Genomic DNA, 20,702 nt, shown 5'->3' on the forward strand with positions numbered 1-20,702 from the left:
TTTGCCCACAGGATGTATCCATCCGCCCATGCAGTGTGGCAATAGGTCGTAATCGCCCATAACTTCAGAATCGTGACGAACCGACAAATCAAGTCCCTCACGTGCATCGCAGTCGTCATGGCAGCAGGCCTCGGCGTGCTCGCGCCGACCGCCGCCGCCGAGGCCGGACGCAGAGTGCACCCGGGCGACTCGATCCAGGACGCGGTGAACTACGCCAGGCCGGGCGACATCATCACCGTGATGCCCGGCACCTACTACGAGAACGTGCTGATCACCAAGCGGCTGACCCTGCGCGGCTTCGGTGCCCGTACGGTGATCAAGCCGCCGGTCACGGCTGCCGCGCCGGTCACGCCGGTCGCCCCCGTGGCGCCGCCGGCCCCCGGGGCGTCGGCGGCGCCGGTGGCACCCGGAGCGGCCACGGCGCCGGTGGCACCCGGTGCGGCCCCGGCACCCGGTGCGGCCACGGCGCCGACCGGCCGGGCGCTCGCCTGCTCGCAGGCCAACACCGGAATCTGCGTCATGGGGACGGCGGAGCAGCCCGTCGTCGGCGTGGACATCCGGTCGCTGACCGTCTCGGGCTTCAAGCGCAACGGCATCTGGGCCTCCTACACCGACCGGCTGAGCGTCCAGCGGGTGATCGCCGAGAAGAACGGCACCTGGGGCATCGCCCAGGAGCGTTCCACCCGCGGGCTCTTCCGCGACAACATCGCCCGCGACAACGTCGAGTCGGGCCTCTTCATCGCCAACACCGTCGACCGGGAGGGCGGCGCCACCGACACCCTGGGCGCCGTGGTCCGCAGGAACACGCTGACCGGCAACCGGATCGGCGTCACCGTCCGGCGCGTCCGGAACCTCTCCGTCTACGGCAACACCCTCACCGGCAACTGTGGCGGCATCTTCGTCGTCGGCGACGAGGGCGAGCCCGGCGCCGGGGACATGACCATCCGCAACAACCGGATCCACGAGAACAACAAGTTCTGCAAGGGCAACACCCGCCTCCCCGACATCCAGGGCGTCGGCATCGTCCTCACCGGGGCCGAGGAAACGATCGTGCGTTCGAACGACATCCGCGGCAACGTCGGATCCTCCCCGCTGTCGGGCGGAATCCTGCTGTTCAAGAGCTTCGTGGGCGCGACGAACACCGACAACGTCATCCGGGACAACGTGGTGCGTGACAACAAGCCGGCGGACCTGGCCAACCAGGGGACCGGTACGGGCAACCAGTTCGTCAACAACCGGTGCGCATCCTCCGTACCGGCCGGGATGTGCTGACGCGTGACCCCCCTGATCAGCAGAATCGAGGCCTCATGACCACGGTAAGTCCCATCCCGACCCCGATCCCGTCCCCCCAGCACACCCCCCAGCCGGCCATGCGCCTGCGGGAGCTCGTCTTCGGCGCGGCCTGCGCCGCCGCCGTACGGGCCGCGGCCCGCCTCGCGGTGGCCGACGCCCTCGGGGAGTCGCCCGCCACCGCCGCCGAACTCGCGGTGGCGGTCGACTCCGAGCCGCTGCCCCTGCAACGGCTGCTGCGCGCCCTGTCCTGCTACGGGATCTTCGCGGAGACGGAGGACGGGAAGTTCGTCCACACGGAGATGTCGCGGCTGCTGCGCGAGGACGACCCGCACAGCCTGCGCTACATCGCCCTGTGGTGCACGGAGCCCTGGACCTGGCAGGCCTGGCCGCGGCTCGACGACGCCGTCCGGTCGGGCGGCAGCGTCTTCCACGAGCTGTACGGCAAGGGGTTCTTCGACTACCTGCACCAGGACGCGCACGAGTCGGCCCACGTGTTCAACCGGGCCATGACCACGTCCAGCATGCAGTCGGCGCTGGACGTCGCGGAGCTCCTCGACCTCACCGGGATCTCGGTCGTCGCGGACATCGGCGGCGGCCAGGGCCACGTACTGGCGAGCCTGCTGGAGAAGCACCCGACCGTACGAGGCGTCCTGCTCGACCTGCCCGGCGTGGCGGCGAAGGCGGATCCGCGGCTGCGGGAGGACGGTCCGCTCGCCGCACGGGCCGACATCGTCCCCGGGGACTGCCGTGAGGCCATCCCCGTCGACGCCGACATGTACATCATCAAGAACATCCTGGAGTGGGACGACGACAGCACCCGCAGGACCCTGCGCAACGTCGTCGAGGCGGCCCGCCCCGGATCCAGGGTCGTCATCATCGAGAACCTGGTCGACGACACCCCGTCGATGAAGTTCACCACGGCCATGGACCTGCTGCTGCTGCTCAACGTCGGCGGCGCGAAGCACACCAAGGCCAGCCTCTGCGCCCGTATGGAGGACGCCGGACTGGTGATCGGTGAGATCCGGCCGGTCAACGCGTACCTGCACGCGTTCGAGTGCACCGTGCCCGGGTGACCCCGGCCGGCATAGGACCGCACGCCTCGAGACCGGCACGAAGCCGGTCTCGAGGCGTTTTCGGGGTCCCGGGCGCCGGCGTCAGGCGGCCAGGGCGGCGTTGACGAGGTCGAGGAACTCGCGCGGCGACTTGCACCGGTCCGCGTGGGCGGGCAGCGGCTTGCTGTGCCGGTTCTCCAGCTCACCGACGATGCCGAGGAGTCCCAGGGAGTCCAGCCCCCACTCGTCGAAGCCCGAGTCGGGGCGGCTCGCCATGGCCGCGGGGTCGACGGTGACGCCGGCCCCCTTCTTCATCAGGGCGGCCAGTTCTTCCATGGTCAGTCGAGCGGTCATGACGGACAACTCCTCAGGCTTGGACCGGCGCGCGCCGGTCGGTGATCAGGCGCATTTCAGAGCGCGCGAGGAAGCGTGAGATCTCCTGGTCGGTGGTGGGGACGCCGTCCTTGGCGCTGTCGAGCAGCCGGGCGAGCACAGCGGCCTTGTGGCCGCCCTCGACGCCGAGGGCCAGTGCGGGGCGCGCGTCGAGCGGGCCGCGCAGGTCGAGGAGGCGCACGACGATGTCGTCGCGCTGGAAGACGGTGCTGCCCTCGATGGGGCTCGTCGGGTCGTCCACGGCCGCCTCGTCCTGCCCGGCGAGCAGCCGGGCGAGCGCCATGCCGCACCCGTCCTTCGCGGGATAGAAGAGGGCGTGCCGGCTGACGTCCGCGGGCTCGCGCCCGCCGGCCGCCACATGGTGCACCGCCGGGAGCGCCGCGCGGGTGAAGAACATCCGGGCCGATCCGGGGTCGCTGAGATCCCGGTCCTGCTCCAGGTAGGGGTTGATGGCCTCCTCCAGCGCCCGTACCTCGGGCTGCTGGGACACGTGGCGCAGGGCCGCGAGCAGGTCGCCCTCGACCTCGACCGCCCGCACGACACGGTTGCCGTGCATGAACAGCGAGGTGCGGCGCAGCCGGGTGCTCTCGTCGACCTGGGCCTGCGGGGAGGTGTACCCGGCCAGGAGCTCCGCCACCACCGGCTCGCTGCCGGGCTTCACGGTGAAGGTGAGCGCGTGGCGGACCACGCCGTCACCGCGCCGCGGAGCGACCTTGAGGCTGCCCCGCGCCGGGTCCGCTGCCTCCGGTGAAGAGGAGGCGGAGGGCGGGCCGGTGGGGGAGAGGGAGCCGGAGCCCGGCCCCTTGCCGGTCACGTGCAGCACGCTGAAACGCAGCGAGCGGGTATCCCGTACGCAGCCGTGGAGCGGCTGCACCGACGCGACGTGTTCCTCGCTGTTGACCCAGGCCAAGAACCGCGGTGCGCTCTCCCATTCGCTGGTGATGAGCCACTGCGACGGATTCTCGATCGACTGGCACAACTCGTCGCGGATGTGTCCGGGGACGGAGGACACCTGCTCGCGGAGATGTTCGTACACCTCCAGGAACTGATTCTGCGCTCCGTCGTACAGATCCAGCAGCAGCACGACCCGAAGCCTCGAGCCGTCGAAGGCGGACTGGGATATCCGTTCCGACAAGGTTGTCATCGTTCACACTCCTTCGAGACCACACGGTCGCCACGGGGCGGCGCCACCCGAACCGATCGTTGTCCCGTAATCCCTGCGGCGCGAGAGGAGAGAACCAAGCGGGTGAACGAGCGAGGGAACCGGGCTCGTACAGGGCATGGAAGAGCCATGAAGGAAAACGTCGACCACCACGTCCCGGTCCTCATCGTGGGCGGCTCGCTGGTGGGTCTGTGCACCTCGCTCTTCCTCGGCCGGCATGGCATCAGACACATGGTGGTCGAGAAGCACGCGGGTACCTCGATGCACCCACGCGGACGCGGTATCAACGTACGGACGATGGAACTGTTCCGGGTCGCCCGTGTCGAGGACCGGATCCGTGAGGCCGCCTCGGTCCTGGCGGACAACCACGGCATCATGCAGGGCGGCTCGCTGACCGGTGACGACCAGGAGTGGCTCTTCGAGGAAATCGACCCGGGTGGCGCGCTCGCGCGCTTCAGTCCGGCGGCATGGTGTCTGTGCAGCCAGAACGACATCGAGCCGGTCCTGAGGTCCGTGACCCCCTCACTCGGAGCCGACCTGCGGTTCTCCACCGAACTCCTCTCCTTCGACCAGGACCCGGGCGGGGTCACCGCGATCGTGAAGAACCGGGAGACCGGGGAGCACAGCACGGTGCGCGCGGACTACCTCGTCGCCGCCGACGGGCCGCGCAGCCCCGTGCGGGAGGCGCTCCGGATCGGCCAGAGCGGCTCCGGGGACCTGTTCCACAACGTGAGCATCACCTTCCGGTCGCAGATGCTGCCCCACGTGGTCGGCGACCGGCGTTTCATCGTGTGCTACCTGACCAAGCCCGATGCCGACGGGGCCCTGCTGCCGGTCGACAACGGTGAGCGGTGGGTCTTCCACGCGCCCTGGCACCCGGACCGGGGCGAGACTCTGGAGGACTTCACCGACGAGCGCTGCGTGGAGCACATCCGCCGGGCCGTCGGCGCCCCCGACCTGGACGTCGAGGTCACCGGCAAGGCCCCCTGGCACGCCGCCGAGCGGGTCGCCGAGCGGTACGCGGTCGGCCGCGTCTTCCTGGCCGGCGACTCCGCCCACGAGATGTCCCCTACCGGGGCGTTCGGCTCGAACACCGGCATCCAGGACGCCCACAACATCGCCTGGAAGCTCGCCGCGGTGCTGAACGGTTCGGCCGGGCCGGGACTGCTGCAGACCTACGAGGCCGAGCGGTTGCCGGTGGCCCGGGCGACGAGCGAGCGCGCCTCGGCGCGTTCGGCGGAGCACAGCCACCCGGGGTACGAGCCCGAGCCCGCGTCCACCTTCGGGGCCGCGCCCGCGGCCGGGCCGGATTCCGCGCCGGGCGGCCATGGCGGTGGCCGGCAGGGCGGGGTCCTCTCCGTGGCCATGGGCTACCGCTACAACCGGGGCGCGGTGCTGGGAGCCGACCCGGACCGGCCGGTCGTACCCGAACGGATGCGGCTCTGCGGCGATCCGGGCAGCCGCGCACCGCACATGTGGCTCTGCGGTCCGGGGGATCCGGAGCCGAAGTCCACCGTGGACCTCTACGAGCGTTCCTTCGTGCTGCTGTGCTCCGAGGGCACGCCGTGGCGTGCCGCGGGGCGGTCCGTCGCCGAACAGCTGGGACTGCCCCTGGACGTGTACGCGATCGGTACCGGCCCGGAGGCCGACCTGATCCCGGCGAACGGCGGCGACTGGACCGAGGTGCACGGCACGACCGAGCAGGGTGCGATCCTCGTCCGCCCGGACGGTTTCGTGGCCTGGCGCTCGGCGCAGGCGGTGGCGGATCCGGCAGCGGTCCTCCACGAGGTCCTGACCACGCTGCTGGACCGGTCCTGATCCGACCGTTCCAGTTCCCGTTCCCGTTCCCGTTCCCGGAGGGACGAGGGCGCCGTCCGGCGGAGTGACCCGCGGGACGGCGCCTTTCACCTGGCGGCGAGGCGGCCGGAGCCGGACCGGGTCATCGCGGCGTCTTCGAGCCGAGGCCCCCGGGTGTCCTCGGAACCCAGTCGGGGACCGCCGAGGCCTGCTTCGGATCCGGCTCCCGCATGGTCACGCGCCAGCCGTCCTCTCCGGCCCTTCCGGTGAGACGCACGAGGAACGACTTGGTCTGGCCCGTGTCGTGGAAGTACACGACGACGAGCTGCCGCACGGACCCCTCGTCGTAGAACTCCGCGGTCACCTTCCCCTGGGCGCCCTCGTGGAAGGCCCGGATCCAGTTCCGGGCGGTCCGCTCGACGTCCCCCTTCGCGTCATCGGGCTCGGCGGCGAGCGACTCCACCTCCCCGGCCTTGCCGTCGGCGAGCCGCCAGACCAGCTTCTGGGTGATCTCGAGGGACTCGGAGGTGGGGTACCCGACCACGCCCAGCGGTTCGTGGCCCGCGTAGTCGGTCGCGTACCGCAGCTCCTCCTCGTCGGCGGCACAGGCGGTGAGGCCGCCGCAGGCCAGCACGGACACCAGGGCGGCGCGTACGACGAGGGCAGCCCTCGGGCGGGCGCTCATCGGGGAACCCATACTTCCTCGGTCTTCCGGTGGTCATCGAGTGATCTCGTTGCAGAGAGCTGCAACGTACTGCGCCGACCGGGCAGTTCGATCCGGTAAACGGACATGAGGGACACAACTCGCGCCTCAGTGACGCAATTCACTCAATGGCTGGATTTTGACCCCGTGGGTCTCACACCCCGCCATCCGGATGCCGGACAACTCCGCGCGCCGGCGGGGAACGCCGTCTACTCTGGCCGGGCAGCTGGTTCGCCCCGTCCGCCAGGCGGGATGCGTCGTAAGAGGGAACCCGGTGGGAATCCGGGACTGCCCCGCAGCGGTGAGCGGGAACGACCGCCGTCATACGCACTGGGCCCGGACGGGTCTGGGAAGCGACGGCCAGTAGGAGTCTCGTACGGCATCCGTACGACGAGACGTGCCCGCGAGTCCGAAGACCTGCCCGTTGCCCGTACGCGACCGATCGCGCACGGAAATCCCGGTGACCTCGTGGGCGGGTCGGCGACACATCAGGCGGACGACCGCGGACGCGTGCAGCTGCACGCACCCGTACCCGGTCGGGATCCGCCCGGTTCGTCATCCCTTCGCGCCCTCGGCCCCTCACCGGGTCCACAGGAGAACGCTCGCGAAGGAGAGTTCCGTGACCCGCACGACCCCCGCCGCAGGACGGCCCACCGTGGCCACCGTGTACGGCTACCCCCGACAGGGCCAGAACCGTGAACTGAAGAAGTCCGTCGAGGGCTACTGGAAGGGCCGCGTCACCGCCGACGCCCTCCGGGAGACCGCCCGCGACCTGCGCCGCACCAACTGGCAGCAGCTCGCCGACGCCGGCATCACCGAGGTGCCGACCGGTGACTTCTCGTACTACGACCACGTGCTCGACACCAGCGTGATGGTCGGCGCCGTCCCCGAGCGGCACCGCGCCGCCGTCGCGGCCGACCCGCTCGACGGGTACTTCGCGATGGCACGCGGTACCCAGGAGGTGGCACCGCTGGAGATGACCAAGTGGTTCGACACCAACTACCACTACCTGGTGCCCGAACTCGGCCCCGACACCGTCTTCACCGCCGACTCCACCCAGCAGGTCGCCCAGCTGGAGGAAGCGCTCGGGCTGGGCCACACCCCCCGCCCGGTCCTGGTCGGCCCCGTCACCTACCTGCTGCTGGCCAAGCCCGCCCCCGCAGTCGCCGCCGGCTTCGACCCGCTGGCCCTGCTCGACCGGCTCCTGCCCGTCTACGCCCAGGTCCTGGCCGACCTGCGCGCCGCCGGAGCCGAGTGGGTGCAACTGGACGAGCCCGCCCTGGTGCAGGACCGCACCCCGGCCGAACTGAACGCCACCGCCCGCGCGTACCGGGAGCTCGGCGGCCTGACCGACCGGCCCAGGCTGCTCGTCGCCTCCTACTTCGACCGGCTCGGCGAAGCCCTGCCCGTCCTGGCCAAGGCACCCGTCGAAGGTCTCGCCCTGGACTTCACCGAGGCCGCGGCCGCGAACCTCGACGACCTCGCCGCCGTCGGAGGCCTGCCCGGCAAGCGCCTCGTCGCCGGTGTCGTGGGCGGCCGTAACATCTGGATCAACGACTACGAGAAGTCCCTCGCCACCCTGGGAACCCTCCTCGGGCTCGCCGGCCGGGTGGACGTGGCCACCTCCTGCTCCCTGCTCCACGTGCCGCTGGACGCCACCGCCGAACGGGACATCGACCCGCAGGTCCGCCGCTGGCTCGCCTTCGCCCGCCAGAAGACCGCGGAGGTCGCCACCCTGGCCCGGGGCCTGGCCCGCGGCACGGACGCCATCGCCGCCGAACTCGCCTCCAACCGGGCCGACCTGGCCTCCCGCGCCGGCTCGGCCCTCACCCACGATCCGGCGGTTCGGGCCCGCACCGCCGCCGTCACCGACGCCGACGGGCGGCGCGCCCGGTCGTACGCGGAGCGGACCGCCGCCCAGCGGGCGCACCTGGGTCTCCCGCTGCTCCCGACGACCACGATCGGATCGTTCCCGCAGACCACCGAACTGCGCACGGCCCGCGCCGACCTGCGGGCCGGGCGCATCGGCACCGCCGGCTACGAGGACCGCATCCGGGCCGAGATCCGGGAGGTCCTGGCCTTCCAGGAGAAGGCCGGCATCGACGTCCTGGTGCACGGCGAGCCCGAACGCAACGACATGGTCCAGTACTTCGCCGAGCAGCTCACCGGATATCTGGCCACCCAGCACGGCTGGGTCCAGTCCTACGGCACCCGCTACGTCCGTCCGCCCGTCCTGGCCGGCGACATCTCCCGCCCCGACCCGATGACCGTGCACTGGACCACGTACGCCCAGTCGCAGACGTCCAAGCCGGTCAAGGGCATGCTGACCGGCCCCGTCACCATGCTCGCCTGGTCCTTCGTCCGCGACGACCAGCCCCTCGGCGACACCGCCCGCCAGGTGGCGCTGGCCCTGCGCGACGAGGTGGGCGACCTGGAGGCGGCCGGCACCCCGGTCATCCAGGTCGACGAGCCCGCCCTGCGCGAGACCCTCCCGCTGCGGGCCGCCGACCACGCCGCCTACCTCGCCTGGGCCACCGAGTCCTTCCGGCTCACCACCGCCGGAGTCCGCGCGGACACCCAGATCCACACGCACATGTGCTACGCCGAGTTCGGCGACATCGTGGAGGCCATCGAGGACCTCGACGCCGACGTCATCAGCCTGGAAGCCGCTCGTTCCCACATGCAGGTTGCCGGTGAACTGGCAGGCGCCGGCTACCCGCGCGAGGTCGGCCCCGGGGTCTGGGACATCCACTCGCCGCGGATCCCCTCCGTCGCCGAGGCGGCGGCCCTGCTGCGCAAGGGCTTGGGGGCCATCCCGGCGGAGCGGCTGTGGGTCAATCCCGACTGCGGCCTGAAGACCCGGGGCTGGCCGGAGACCCGGGCCTCCCTGGAGAACCTGGTCGAGGCGGCCCGGCAGGTACGCGCCGAGGTCTAGGCCGTCTCTTCCGGACCGTCGTCGCCGACGAGGCCCGCCACATGGTCGGTGATCATGTCGAGGACGTCCGCCGAGATCCTGTCGTCGCCCAGAGCGAGATGGTTCAGCGTCAGCCCGTCGGTCATGGCGGCCAGATAGCGGGCCAGCACGCTCACGGGCACGCGGAGTTCGAAGGCCATGTGGTGACGGAGCTGCTCGATCAGCTCGGTGTACGTGTCGCAGTACCGCTCGTACTGCCGCCGCGCCAGGTGCGCGAAGTCCGGCCGGCGCAGGGCGTACTGGGTGAGTTCGTAGGTGAGCATGTGTTCGCCCGGGTGGGCGGACACATGGTCCCAGTACGCCTGGAAGCCCGCCCGGACGGTCTCCCGAAGGGTGGCCTTCGGCTGGATCGCCTCCCTCACCACGGTGACGCTGTGGTCGGTGATCGCCGCGATGACGGATTCGAGGAGGGCCTGCTTGGATTCGAAGCAGTAGTGGAAGACGCTCAGGGACACGCCCGCCTCGGCGGCGATCGACCTGGTCGTCGTCGCGGCGACGCCGTCCCGGGTCATCGCGCGGATGGCGGCCTCGGTCAGCTGCCGGCGCCGCTCGGCCGAGGGCATCCGTGCCATGGGCGTTCCTTTCGGTTCGTGCAGCGGTGCGTGGTGCCTGGTGCGTGCCGTGCCGTGCGGTGCCATGGCGGCCGGGACCGGCCGGATCAGCAGATCCGGCCGGCCCCGGCCCCTGGACTCGTCTTCGGCGGGATCAGCTGCTGTAGACGCCGACCTCGTGGAGCGAGTACCCCCACTTGGTGCCGCGCTCGATTCCCTGGATGCGGACGTAGCGGGCCGGCACCCCGGAGAAGCGGGCCGTGTCCAGGCCGCCGTCACCCGCGGTCGTGGACCAGACGGTCTGCCAGTTCGTGTCGTCCGTGGAGACCTCGATGCGGTACGCCTTCCCGTACGCGGCCTCCCAGTCGAGCGTGATGCGCCCCACCCGGTTCGCGGATCCGAGGTCGATGCGCAGCCACTGGCTGTCGTTCCACTCGCTCGCCCAGCGGGTGCCCGAGTCCCCGTCCACGGCCCGGCCCGGGGAGTAGTTCACGAAGGGGTTCCACCACTCCGCGCTCGACGCCGAGGCCGGGGAGCCCGTGGCGAGGTTCACCCCGGACTTGTGTTTCTCGGAGTTCCCCCAGGTGGTCAGGTAGGACTCGGCGCCCTTGAACAGGTCGTCCACCACGCCCTGGCCGCCGACGAGGCGGATGTCCTCGATCCAGTCGGGGACCAGGCCGTAGTGCGAGGCGCCGTCGGTGTTGAGGTCCCACGTGCGCGAGCCGGTGGTCTGCCGGTCGATGACGGATCCGCCGTCGGTGCTGCGGAACGGGTAGCGCACCGGGTTCGGGGTGCCGGCCCCGCGCGGTCCGGGCCAGCCGCCGACGCCGTTCATGTCGGTGCCGTACCCGTAGCCGACGTTGTACTTGTCGCGCAGCGCGTCCGTCCGCTTCGCCTCGGCGCTGAATCCCTCGGCGCCGCTCATGTACGAGGCGATGAAGCCGCCGAGCTTGTAGACCCGCTCGGTCCAGTCCATGTCCATCCAGCTGTGCGAGGAGATCACGCCCGGGTACGACTCGGACTCCATGATGTCGAAGGACCGGCCGGCGGCCTTCACGCTCATGTGGTCGACCTCGAGCATCATCTTGCGCTTCATCATGCCGCGCACCGCGTACTCGCCGAGTTCCGTGAGTCCGCGCGTATTGCACTGGGCGTCTGCGGCGTAGGACGGGACCGCCACCCCTGCCGGGAGTTTGCTCTGCACGGCGGGCGCGGCCGCCGCCAGTCCGATGGGGTTGTCGTGCTGCGGGCCGGTGCACTTCTCCGTCTTCCAGAAGGTCCCGGTCGACAGGAACTGGCCCACGTTGATGGCCGTACCCAGGGCGCCCTCGTCGAAGCGGACCCCGCACAGGGCGTTGTCGAACTTGTGGCACAGGAACATGCTGCGCACCCCGAGGCGGTACAGCTCGTCCAGGCCGCGGTCGATGTCCGCCTTGCTGCACTGTGCGATGTCCAGGATCTGCTTGCAGCCGAAGGGCTCGGAGGTCTCGACCCCGAGGACCACGGCCAGCTTGCCCTGCTGGACGACGTCGCGGGCCTGCGCGGAGTCGGTGACGATCCGGAACCAGCCCTTGCCCGGGCCGCCGTACATCTTGTCGATGTAGGCCTGCATGTCGTAGGTCTTCTGCGCTTCGAGCCGGATGGCGGTCATCTCGTCGCAGCCGCGGTCCTTGAAGAAGTAGACCGAGCAGATGACGCCGTTGGTGACGAGGTCGTTCACGAGCACGCGCTGACCGCCGCGCCAGGCCCGCTCGACCCAGGCGTAGTAGTTCTGCTGGTGGGTCAGCGAGTCGTGGGCGGGCCAGTCCTTGAAGGTCGGCCAGCCGTTCGGGTCGTGCTTGCCGTCACCGCCCTTGGTGATGAAGTCGAAGATGGCGAGCGTGCCGTCGGGGTAGTGCTCGGGGCAGTCCTTGAGCGCGTCGGCCACCCCGGCCTCGGAGAACGGCTTTCCGCAGATGAGGCGGCCGCCGAAGCCCTCGTTGGACATCAGGTGGTCGTGCGCGTCGACGAAGCCCCGGACCCGTCCCTGGGAGTCGGTCCCCTTGAAGGGTTCCCCCGTGACGTTGATGTCGGAGTCGGGTGCGGGCCGTGCGACCGGGTTCCACCAGCCGGGGTCGGCGGCGGAAGCGGGTACGGGGCCGAGCACCATGGCCACCACGGCGAGGAGCAATGACAGGACCGCCAGGGGCCTACGCCTGTGGTGCGTGTGTCGAGAAATGGTCATCACTCACGTCTTAAGGTCAGCCGGATGGCGCGGTCGGGGAGCCGGATCCGTTGGGGGGCATGACGCGTCACGGCCACAGGCGTGACTTGTCATGGACCCCACAATCGGTGGGACGAGAATCGCGACTGCCATCGACAGAGTCAATAGTCCGGGACAGCTGACCTGATGATTCATCAGATGGACCGTATCTTCACAAGGCCCACGCACCAGGGCGGCCCGGCTCGGCGCGGTACGCGCAGGAGTGCGCGAGCCGGGTCCGCCCCGCCCCGTCCGGGGCGACGGCGCCGTGGCGTCAGCGCGCGCTGTGCTCCGGCAGGTCCATCTCGGCCGGGGCGGTCCCGAATCCGCGCGCCGTGGCCTTGGGGGCCGGCTTACCGCAGAACGCCGCTTCGAGGGTGCCGCCGAGGGCCGTGTTCGCCTCCCCCTTGTTCGAGGTGTTCGCCATCGCGGAGAGGGAGCGGCGCCCGTCGCGGGTGGAGAAGGCGTAGGTGTAGAAGCCCTGCACGGTACCCGTGTGCCCGTAGACCGAGGTGCCGCACGACAGGTCGTAGCGGCGCAGGCCGAGCCCGTAGAACCGGGTGTTCGTGGCGTCGGTCGGCGTCGCCGTGAGCATGGCGTCCAGCATGCGGGCGGGCAGCAGCCGCCCGCCGAGCAGCGCGGACGTGAAGGTGTTCAGATCGGCGGGGTTGGAGATCACCGCTCCGGCGGACTGGGCCCACGACACCGTCTGCTCGGTGGAGTCGACCAGCGGCGCGCCGGCCTCGTCGGGGTGCAGGTAGCCGCGCGTGTGCAGCCCCTTGATCTGCGCACTGGGGTGCACGTAGGAGGTGTTGCGCAGCTTCAGGGGCTTGAAGATGCGCCGCTCGTACTCCTTGGCCACCCCGTTGCCGGTGGCCTTCTCGATGAGCATGCCGACGACGACGAAGTTGGTGTTCGAGTATTTGTACGCGACGCCGGGCTCGGTCGTCCGGGGCTCGCGGAGCGAGAGGTCCACCAGCTCCTGGTAGCTGAACACCTTGTTGCGCACTGCCTCGAAGCCCGGCACGGTGTGCTCGAACATCGCGTTCGTGTAGTCCGCCAGCCCGCTGTGGTGGGTCAGCAGATGACGCACCGTGATCCGGTCGTCGGGCAGCAGTCCGGGCAGGTACCGGTTGACGGCGGTGTCCAGATCGATCCGGCCCTCGTTCACCAGCTGCAACAGGACGACGGAGGAGAACGTCTTGCTGACGCTCCCGATCCGGAAGCGGGCCTGCGGGTCCATCGCCGCGCCGGTGGCCTTGTCGCGTACCCCCTCGGTCCGGACGGTGACCCCGCCGGGTCCGCTGAAACGGGCCAGGGCGCCCGGCGCACCGGCCGCAGTCGTGTTCCGCAACGCCTGGGTCAGCGCTTCGAGATCGGGTGTGGTCGGGGCGGCGGCGTGGGCGGTGGTCGCCGGAGCCACGGCGGCCATCGCGGCCAGCAGGGCCGCACTGAGGGCCAGACGGCGGTTCATGGGCAGGGGCACGATGCTCCTCGGGTGGGGGGTCGTACGGTTCGGGCGACACGAGCCTACGCAAGATCATCGGACCGGTCGTCCACCGGAATGAGCGGGAACGCGCCAATTACGAAGGCCAGTTCAGCCACACAGGCGAGCCGCCTCGCACATCCCGTTCCCGCCGGCCGCGCGGCGGGGGCCGGTTGCCCGGGTGCGCCGCACCCAGGCAACCGCGGGGGTGCGCGGCCTAGTCTGAAGCCGTGAGCAGCAACGATCTCGGAGATTTCCTGCGTGCCCGGCGCGCACGCCTGCGGCCCGACGACGTGGGACTCATCTCCTACGGACGCCGCCGCGTGGCAGGGCTGCGCCGGGAAGAGGTCGCGGTCCTCGCCGCAATGAACAGCGACTACTACGCCCGGCTGGAACAGGGGCGCGAACGCGGCCCTTCCCCGCAGATCCTCGACGCGATCAGCGGCGCCCTGCGCCTGGACGAAGCGGCACGGGAACACCTCTTCCGGCTGGCGGGCACCGCGCCGGACGCTGACCGGCCGCAGCCCAGGGAGTCGATCGGCGCCGCCCTGCGCCAACTGCTGGACGGATACACGGGTACCCCGGCGTTCGTCCTGAATCCCGCCACCGACCTGCTGGCGGCCAACGCGATGGCCGACGCGCTGTTCTCCCCGTTCGCCCGGCGGGACAACCTCGCGCGCATGACGTTCCTCGACCCCGCGGCCCGGCCGTTCTTCGTCCGCTGGGACCGCGCCGCCGAGGCGGTGGTGGCCGGCCTGCGCCACGCGTCCGGCCTCGATCCGCACTACCCGGCGCTGAGCGCCCTGGTCCGCGAACTCGAACAGGCCAGCGCGGAGTTCACGGCGCTCTGGGCCGCTCACACCGTCCGCGGCAAGACCCACGACACCAAGGAACTCGACCACCCCGGCGTCGGACCGCTCGTGCTCGGCTTCCAGTCTTTCGCCGTGCTCGGAGCGCCGGGCCAGCAACTGGTGATCTACCACGCCGAACCGGGAAGCCCGAGCGCCCGGGGTCTCGCCCTGCTCGGCAGCCTGCACGCCACCCGCCGGAGGCCGTGACGGCCGGTGGCAGGACCTCCGGACGTCATGACCTCAGGGAGGTCAATGCCGCCTGGCGGCCCGGCCGGCCGCGGCGCCGAGCACGTGCGCGCGGGACGCCTGGACCTCCTCGCGCAGGGCGGGCAGGTCCACGTCCAGGACCTGCCCGTTCCATTTGCGGGGCGTACCGCCCACGAGGACGGCGCTGATGTTGCGGGCGTCCGAGCCGAGAACGACGGTCCCGATCGGATCGTTGAGGGGCATGTTGTTGATGTCCTCGGCGCGGATGACCAGCAGGTCGGCCTTCTTGCCCGGGGTGAGCGAGCCGGTCACCGCGTCCAGGCCGTTGGTCCGGGCGCCCTGGAGGGTGGCGAAATCCAGGACGTCACGGGTGGTGATGCGCACGGGCTGCCCGTCGGTGCCGTGGACGGCGTTCACCGCCCGCATCCGCTGGACCGTATGCAGGGCCCGCATCTGCGTGAACATGTCTCCGGCCAGGGCGACTTCGACGTCGATGCTCAGTCCGGGCCGGATGCCGGCCGCCAGGGCCTCGTCGACGGCCGGTACCGCGGTCTCCAGTCCGATCTGCGCGTCCGAGGTGGGGGCCAGGGCGATGGTCGTGCCGCTCTCCCCGATCGCCTGCCAGGCGCGCGGAGTCAGGCCGGTGGCGTGGATGAGGGTCAGGCCGGGGCCGAGCAGGCCGTCCGCCGCCCACCGCAGCACCGCGCGGGAGGAGGGGGCGCCGAAGACGGCGTCCACGCTCACACCGACGTCCAGATCGCGGGCCGCGCGCGCGAGTTCAGGTCCGTACGAGAGAGCGGGACCGGCGATCTCGTCGGTGGCCAGTGCGGCCACGCGCAGCGTCAGCAGCTGGTCGTCGCTGCTGAACCAGCGCTCCTTGAGCCGGGCCAGGTCACCGGGCCACTGCCGGTCCCAGTCCCCGAAGTGCGGTCCCATGGAGGCGTGGACGCCGCGGATGCCGGTGTCCAGCAGGGCTTGGACGGCGGCGTCGGAATGGTCGGGCGTGCGTGCGTTGTGGGAGAAGTCCAGCATGCAGGTGATGCCGCTGTCGAGGGCGGACAGCGCGGCCAGGCGGGTGCCGGCGTACATGTCCTGCGGCCGGTAGACCGGCGCGTAGCCGGCCAGGGTGACCGAGACGTAGCCGCCGAGATCGTCCACGTCCGGCATGATCCGGCGCAGCTGGGTCTGCCAGGCGTGACGGTGGGTGTCGACGAAGCCGGGCGTCAGGATCGTGTCGGTGGCGTCGACGACCACGGCGCCGTCCCGGTCCAGGCCGGGCCCGACCGCCGCGACCGTATCGCCTACTACCAGCAGGTCCGCGTGGTCGAGGACACCGAGGTCCGGGTCCATCGTGACGATCGTGGCGCCGGTGAACAGGACGCGCCGTCCCGGATCGGCGGCCCGGAGCCGGAGCCGGTCGAGGACGGCGGTGCTGGTGGTGTCGTTGCGGGGCATGCGGAGGTCCTGCCGTGCGGGGATGTGGACCCTCAGCCTCGGCCCGCGGAGAGGCGGCAGCCAGGCCGCCCTCTGTCCGGGTGCGGCACACCCACGCTCACGCTGCGGCGGCCCGCACCGCCCATGCGGCGAGCGCGCTCTCGCGCCCGCTGCGGCGCAGACCCGCGTCGGCGCTCCTGGTGGCCCAGGCGACGTGCCCCTCGGGGCGGACCAGGACCTCGCGGACCCCGCCGAGCTCCGGGTGCTCCTCGGTCGCGCGGGCGGTGACGGCGCCGATCCGCGGGCCGGAGCCGGCGGCGGGGTCCCCGTACGCCTGGGGGTGCGGGTCCCGCGCGTCCGTGAGCCGGAGCAGGAGGAAGCCGCCCCGGTGCAGGAGTTCGTACACCCGTGTCACGTCCGAACCGGTCACGCTCAGGCCGATGTGGGGCATCCGGCGGCCGACCAGCGGATCCGCGTCGGGGAGCCGGCCGGGTAGGCGGTGCTCAGCGCGGGCACCCGTTCGGCGAGACGGCCGTTGACCTCGGGCATCGCCAGCAGTTCCTCGAACCCGAAGTCGGAGCCGCAGATCCGTATCAGCGCCGTACGGAGCTCCTCCAGGGTCACCGGTACCCGCGCCGGCGTCCGCATCCGCTCCGGATCGATGTACACGAAGCGGGTGAGCCCGTCCTCCAGGGGGACGGCGAGTGCGCCCGCGGCGCGCGCGGTCGCGAGGGTCGCGGGGTCGGCCCCGACGGTGGCGAAGTGCCCGAGCACTCCGGTCAGGGTCTCGTCGGTGCCCGGGAAGCCGATTCCGGCCGCCTCCCGGACGAAGCTGCGCCCGCCGTCGCATCCCGCCAGGTAGGCGGCGCGCATCGTCCGCAGCTCCCCGTCCGGCCCGCGCACCGGTATCCGCAGCTCACCGCTGTGCTGCCCACGCTCGTCAGTGGCGACTTCGCGGCGCACTTCGATGTCGGGCTGTCCCTGCTCCTGCCGGGGCTGCGGGCCCTGGATCGGGCGCCGACCTGCGGCGATGGCCCTGAAATATACTGTCGGGGTGACTGAGAACTCCCTGCCTCCCTGCCCCGAATGCGCGGGCGCGTACACCTACGAGATGGGAGCGCTCCTGGTCTGCCCCGAGTGCGGGCACGAGTGGCCGCTCGCCCCCGGTGAGTCCGGCGGCGTCTTTGAGGAACGGGTGGTCAAGGACGCGGTCGGCAATGTGCTGGCCGACGGGGACACCGTGACGGTGGTCAAGGGCCTGAAGGTCAAGGGCAGCCCGTCCGGCATCAAGGCGGGCACGAAGGTGCGCAACATCCGGCTGGTGGACGGCGTCGACGGCCATGACATCGACTGCAAGGTCGAGGGGTTCGGCGCGATGCAGCTGAAGTCCAGCGTGGTCAGGAAGGTCTGACCGGACCGGACCGGATCCGGCCGTCTGTCGGCGGATGTCGGCGGAGGCCGGTGGAGCACGAAGGCGCCTGTCGGGCATGGTCCCGATCAGGCGCCTTCGCCGTTCTCCCGCAGGGGTGGGGCCGATCCGGCGGGCGGCTCATGAGCCGGCGCGCTCATGAGCCGAGAGGATCGGCGGAGGCCGCCCCGGCGGGGCCGGCCGGTCAGCGCGCGGCGTACAGCCGGAGGGGGGCGGCCGTCGCGGTGGCGATGGTCGCGGTGGCGGCGAAGACGACCTCGCCGTTCTGGCGGGCGACGACGCGTACGGGATGACGGTCCGGCGCGGTCACCTCCGCGGCGTTCGGGAGCGTCTCGATCCAGCAGGCCGAGGTCAGCTCCGCATAGCGGAAGAAACGAATCTCCATATCGGTCAGGACTCCCCGCCGGGGGAACGCGGACCGGTACGCGGCCTGGCGCACGGCTTCCAGGAGCAGCATGCCCGGGGCGTGGTCGACGGGGTGGTCGAAGAGGATCGGGTGGTTGACATCGGCCCGGAGCTGGGCGCGCCGCGTGGAGCTGGTGGGGGAGAGGACCACGTCGTGGAAGCGGTCGCGGCCCACGCGGCGGGGAGTCAGCGGCGGCGGAAGCGGGATCGTGCGGGCGGCCACCTCGGCGAGGTCCCCGTTCCGGCCGCGCAGACGCTGGTAGACGGCCTCGGGCTGGTTGGTGAATCCGGCCTCGGCGGTGCCGAGGAGCTCTCCGTCGCGGGTCGCGGTCACGTGCATGGTGAGACCCGCGAGTCTGCGGCCGCGGCGCGAGATGCCGGAGCAGCGGATGTGCAGCGAAATATCGGCAGGAGTCGAACCGACCGCGAGGGCATCGGCGTTGGTCGAGTAGCTGAACGTGTCCCAGATCTGGCGGTGACCGAAGGGTACGTCGTAGGCGACATGGCTGAGGAGCGGGATGGCCTGGCGGACCGACTCGGCAAGGAGGAGGGGGTCGTGGTGACCCCCGTCCGGTGTGTAGAAGCTGTGGGCACGGGGCCATTGGGCGGTGACGACGTATTCGTCCGGCGCGACGGTGCGCCACCCGGTGAGCAGCACCTCCGAGTGTGCGCTCTTGTGTACGTACTCCCGCGGTAAGGCGCTGCTGAGCGCGGCGACGGGTGAGGCGGAGTGATCGGTTGACACAGTCATGGTTGAGCCCCCCTGGACGTCGGACATGAGCTGGTGCTTGTTCGGCGCAGGTCCTAAAATAAAGGATGTTCGTTTTTTTTGTCGAGATTAGTTAGGTGCTCATGTCAGAACGAAAGCAGCAACGCGCCCCTCAACTCAGGGCAGTTCAGACCAAAGCGGCCATCCTGCGTGCCGCGGCCGAGGTCTTCGACGAGTTCGGCTTCAGCGGAGCCAGCATCAGCAAGATCATGAAGCGGGCGGACGTCACGCAGGGCGGCATGTACTTCCACTTCAGCTCGAAGGAGGAACTCGCCTACGCCGTCATGGTCGGCCAGGGCGACGGCCTGGAGTTCCCCGCCGGGGAGGACGGCCTGCAGCACCTGGTGGACATCACGCTCTACCTCGCCGAGCAGCTCCAGCACAATCCGGTGCTCCGCGCGGGCGTCCGACTCGCCGTGGAGCAAGGGGAGTTCGGCCTGCGCGACGACGTCGCCTACCAGGCCTGGGTGCTGGAGTTCCGCCAGCAGCTGCGCTTCGCCCGGGCCAAGGGCGAACTCCAGCCGGACGTCGACGACCACGAACTGGCCTGGGTGCTGGTCAGCTCCTTCACCGGGGCGCAGCTCTTCTCGCAGGCGTCCACCGGCCGGGCCGACCTGCCGCAGCGGATCGCCTCCCTGTGGCGCTACCTGCTGCCCGCGGTCGCCGCCGACGACGTCCGGGGCGGGGTGCGCCTGACGCTGCCGCCGAGCGAGCCCGAGCCGGAACCGGACGCGGAGCCGGAGGCGGAGGCGAGGCCGCGGCCGAAGCCGGCATCGGGGAAGCGGGCGTGAGCACCCCTCGTATCGTCGTCACCGGCGCGACGGGCTTCGTGGGGTCCGCGGTGCTGCGCCGGCTGGCCGAGCGGGACCAGCAGGCCATCGTGCGCGCGGTGTCCCGTACACACGCCCCCGCGGACTTATCCGGGGCGCACTGGGTGGGCGCGGACCTGGCGGACGGACCGTCGCTGCGCGGGGTGTGCGACGGCGCGGACGTCCTGCTGTCCCTGGCCTCCTACGTCGGACCGGACGCCGACCGGTGCGCCGCGGTCAACTCCGCCGGAACCGCAGCCCTGGTGGCCGAGGCCCGGCGGGCCGGAGTGGGGCGGATCATCCACCTGTCCACCTGCGCGGTCTACGGTCCGGGGCCCCATCGGGGGCAGGACGTGGGCGAGCTGACGCCCGCCCCGGTATCGGCGGCCAGCGGCAGCCGGCTGGCGGGGGAGGGGCCGGTGCTCGACGCGGGGGGACTGGTCCTGCGCGCGGGGCTCGTGCTGGGGAGAGGCGACCGGTGGGCGGTACCGGCCCTCGTCGACGCCTTCCGGCGGGTACCGGCGGGGTGGGCCGGAGGGGCAGGACTCGCTTCCTTCGTGGACGTCGACGACCTGGCGCGGCTCATCGTGGCGCTCGCGCTCGGCGGCGCCGCCGCCACCGACGCCACGGGTGTCCTGCACGCCCACCACCCCGAGCCGGTGCGCAACCGGGACCTCATGGACGCCCTCGCCGAGCATCGCGTGCTGCCGGCGCGACCTGACGCCGACTGGCCGTGGCGCAGATGCCTGGACGCCCTGGCCGCGACCCCCGGATGGGTGAGCGAGCGCCAGTTCGCGCTGCTGGCCGGTGACCACTGGTACCGCGCCGACGCGGCATGGGAACGCGCCGGGATCGCACCTGGACCCGGCCCGCTGAGCCGGATCGGCCCGGCGGCCCGGTGGTACCGGGAGAGAGGCGGGATCGCCCCGGGGTGACGGCGATCTGCCAAAGCCTCACCGGGATGGGGCGTGGGCGGCCTGTGTCGAGCAGGGCGGCGGGTAGCGTCCGGAGCACAGCCGGTCACCCCCTGAAGGAGTGGAAATGTCCGACCTTTCGAACATCGTCAAGGCGTATGACGTGCGTGGCGTCGTGCCGGACGAGTGGGACGAGTCCCTGGCCGGGTTGTTCGGTGCCGCGTTCGTGGA

Annotated in this window: 18 protein-coding genes and 1 riboswitch; of the genes, 8 read left to right on the top strand and 10 right to left on the bottom strand. The window is 71.3% G+C overall.

The genetic code is table 11. The annotated features are described in order from the left end of the window. Positions 1–117 precede the first annotated feature (117 nt). Positions 118–1,272 carry a right-handed parallel beta-helix repeat-containing protein gene (locus ACZ573_RS31565; protein ID WP_471310825.1) on the top strand — a complete coding sequence of 385 codons (1,155 nt, stop codon included), beginning with the start codon at positions 118–120 and terminating at the stop codon, positions 1,270–1,272. A gap of 35 nt (positions 1,273–1,307) precedes the next feature. Then, the gene (locus ACZ573_RS31570; RefSeq protein ID WP_471310756.1) at positions 1,308–2,366 is read left to right on the top strand and encodes a methyltransferase; all 1,059 of its coding nucleotides are present in this window, start codon (positions 1,308–1,310) and stop codon (positions 2,364–2,366) included. 81 nt (positions 2,367–2,447) lie between these two features. On the opposite strand, the gene ACZ573_RS31575 is transcribed toward ACZ573_RS31570, so the two are convergent. Beyond that, positions 2,448–2,699 carry an acyl carrier protein gene (locus tag ACZ573_RS31575; RefSeq protein WP_471310761.1) on the bottom strand — a complete coding sequence of 84 codons (252 nt, stop codon included), beginning with the start codon at positions 2,697–2,699 and terminating at the stop codon, positions 2,448–2,450. Positions 2,700–2,712: 13 nt separating this feature from the next. After that, positions 2,713–3,882: a SchA/CurD-like domain-containing protein gene (locus ACZ573_RS31580; RefSeq protein WP_471310764.1), complete on the bottom strand. Its 1,170-nt coding sequence runs from the start codon at positions 3,880–3,882 to the stop codon at positions 2,713–2,715. A 147-nt stretch (positions 3,883–4,029) separates the two neighbouring features. Here ACZ573_RS31580 and ACZ573_RS31585 point away from each other — a divergent pair, with 147 nt between their 5' ends. Further along, positions 4,030–5,718 carry an FAD-dependent oxidoreductase gene (locus ACZ573_RS31585; protein WP_471310767.1) on the top strand — a complete coding sequence of 563 codons (1,689 nt, stop codon included), beginning with the start codon at positions 4,030–4,032 and terminating at the stop codon, positions 5,716–5,718. A 121-nt stretch (positions 5,719–5,839) separates the two neighbouring features. On the opposite strand, the gene ACZ573_RS31590 is transcribed toward ACZ573_RS31585, so the two are convergent. Continuing rightward, complete coding sequence (locus ACZ573_RS31590; protein ID WP_471310770.1) at positions 5,840–6,382, bottom strand: hypothetical protein; 543 nt, start codon at positions 6,380–6,382, stop codon at positions 5,840–5,842. Positions 6,383–6,610: 228 nt separating this feature from the next. Next, positions 6,611–6,839: riboswitch (cobalamin riboswitch) on the top strand. A gap of 180 nt (positions 6,840–7,019) precedes the next feature. Here ACZ573_RS31590 and metE point away from each other — a divergent pair. Continuing rightward, the gene (gene metE / locus ACZ573_RS31595) at positions 7,020–9,335 is read left to right on the top strand and encodes a 5-methyltetrahydropteroyltriglutamate--homocysteine S-methyltransferase (protein WP_471310773.1); all 2,316 of its coding nucleotides are present in this window, start codon (positions 7,020–7,022) and stop codon (positions 9,333–9,335) included. Here metE and ACZ573_RS31600 read toward each other — a convergent pair. The 3 genes from ACZ573_RS31600 to ACZ573_RS31610 all read right to left on the bottom strand — a co-directional run bounded on the left by ACZ573_RS31600 (position 9,332) and on the right by ACZ573_RS31610 (position 13,641). Further along, positions 9,332–9,946 carry a TetR/AcrR family transcriptional regulator gene (locus ACZ573_RS31600; RefSeq protein ID WP_471310776.1) on the bottom strand — a complete coding sequence of 205 codons (615 nt, stop codon included), beginning with the start codon at positions 9,944–9,946 and terminating at the stop codon, positions 9,332–9,334. The two genes, metE and ACZ573_RS31600, sit on opposite strands and share 4 nt — an antisense overlap. A 133-nt stretch (positions 9,947–10,079) precedes the next feature. Continuing rightward, positions 10,080–12,149, bottom strand: a complete 2,070-nt coding sequence (locus tag ACZ573_RS31605) for a galactose-binding domain-containing protein (protein ID WP_471310779.1) — start codon at positions 12,147–12,149, stop codon at positions 10,080–10,082. Between the two features lie 292 nt (positions 12,150–12,441). After that, positions 12,442–13,641 (bottom strand): serine hydrolase domain-containing protein, encoded by a 1,200-nt coding sequence (locus ACZ573_RS31610; protein WP_471310782.1) that lies wholly within the window; start codon positions 13,639–13,641, stop codon positions 12,442–12,444. A gap of 242 nt (positions 13,642–13,883) precedes the next feature. Here ACZ573_RS31610 and ACZ573_RS31615 point away from each other — a divergent pair, with 242 nt between their 5' ends. Next, positions 13,884–14,711 (top strand): helix-turn-helix transcriptional regulator, encoded by an 828-nt coding sequence (locus ACZ573_RS31615; RefSeq protein ID WP_471310785.1) that lies wholly within the window; start codon positions 13,884–13,886, stop codon positions 14,709–14,711. Positions 14,712–14,753: 42 nt separating this feature from the next. Here the strand turns inward: ACZ573_RS31615 and ACZ573_RS31620 are convergent, their stop codons facing one another. The 3 genes from ACZ573_RS31620 to ACZ573_RS31630 form a co-directional block, all read right to left on the bottom strand. Continuing rightward, entirely contained in the window at positions 14,754–16,166 is a 1,413-nt protein-coding gene (locus ACZ573_RS31620) for an amidohydrolase family protein (protein WP_471310788.1), read from the bottom strand. 97 nt (positions 16,167–16,263) lie between these two features. After that, positions 16,264–16,596 (bottom strand): aromatic-ring hydroxylase C-terminal domain-containing protein, encoded by a 333-nt coding sequence (locus ACZ573_RS31625; RefSeq protein ID WP_471310791.1) that lies wholly within the window; start codon positions 16,594–16,596, stop codon positions 16,264–16,266. Then, positions 16,578–17,108: an FAD-dependent monooxygenase gene (locus ACZ573_RS31630; protein WP_471310794.1), complete on the bottom strand. Its 531-nt coding sequence runs from the start codon at positions 17,106–17,108 to the stop codon at positions 16,578–16,580. Before ACZ573_RS31630 ends, ACZ573_RS31625 begins: the two co-directional genes overlap by 19 nt. A gap of 91 nt (positions 17,109–17,199) precedes the next feature. Here ACZ573_RS31630 and ACZ573_RS31635 point away from each other — a divergent pair, with 91 nt between their 5' ends. Further along, positions 17,200–17,556 (top strand): zinc ribbon domain-containing protein YjdM, encoded by a 357-nt coding sequence (locus ACZ573_RS31635; RefSeq protein ID WP_471310797.1) that lies wholly within the window; start codon positions 17,200–17,202, stop codon positions 17,554–17,556. A 202-nt stretch (positions 17,557–17,758) separates the two neighbouring features. On the opposite strand, the gene ACZ573_RS31640 is transcribed toward ACZ573_RS31635, so the two are convergent. Further along, a complete protein-coding gene (locus ACZ573_RS31640) occupies positions 17,759–18,730 on the bottom strand; it encodes a ScbA/BarX family gamma-butyrolactone biosynthesis protein (RefSeq protein WP_471310800.1) in 972 nt (323 codons plus the stop codon). 101 nt (positions 18,731–18,831) lie between these two features. Between ACZ573_RS31640 and ACZ573_RS31645 the strand changes: the two genes are divergently transcribed. Together ACZ573_RS31645 and ACZ573_RS31650 are read left to right on the top strand one after the other, a co-directional pair. Then, the gene (locus ACZ573_RS31645) at positions 18,832–19,539 is read left to right on the top strand and encodes a ScbR family autoregulator-binding transcription factor (protein ID WP_471310803.1); all 708 of its coding nucleotides are present in this window, start codon (positions 18,832–18,834) and stop codon (positions 19,537–19,539) included. After that, the gene (locus ACZ573_RS31650) at positions 19,536–20,492 is read left to right on the top strand and encodes an NAD-dependent epimerase/dehydratase family protein (protein WP_471310806.1); all 957 of its coding nucleotides are present in this window, start codon (positions 19,536–19,538) and stop codon (positions 20,490–20,492) included. The genes ACZ573_RS31645 and ACZ573_RS31650 overlap by 4 nt, the downstream gene beginning before the upstream one ends. Positions 20,493–20,702 lie beyond the last annotated feature (210 nt).

Source organism: Streptomyces sp. NPDC040545 (assembly GCF_055595065.1).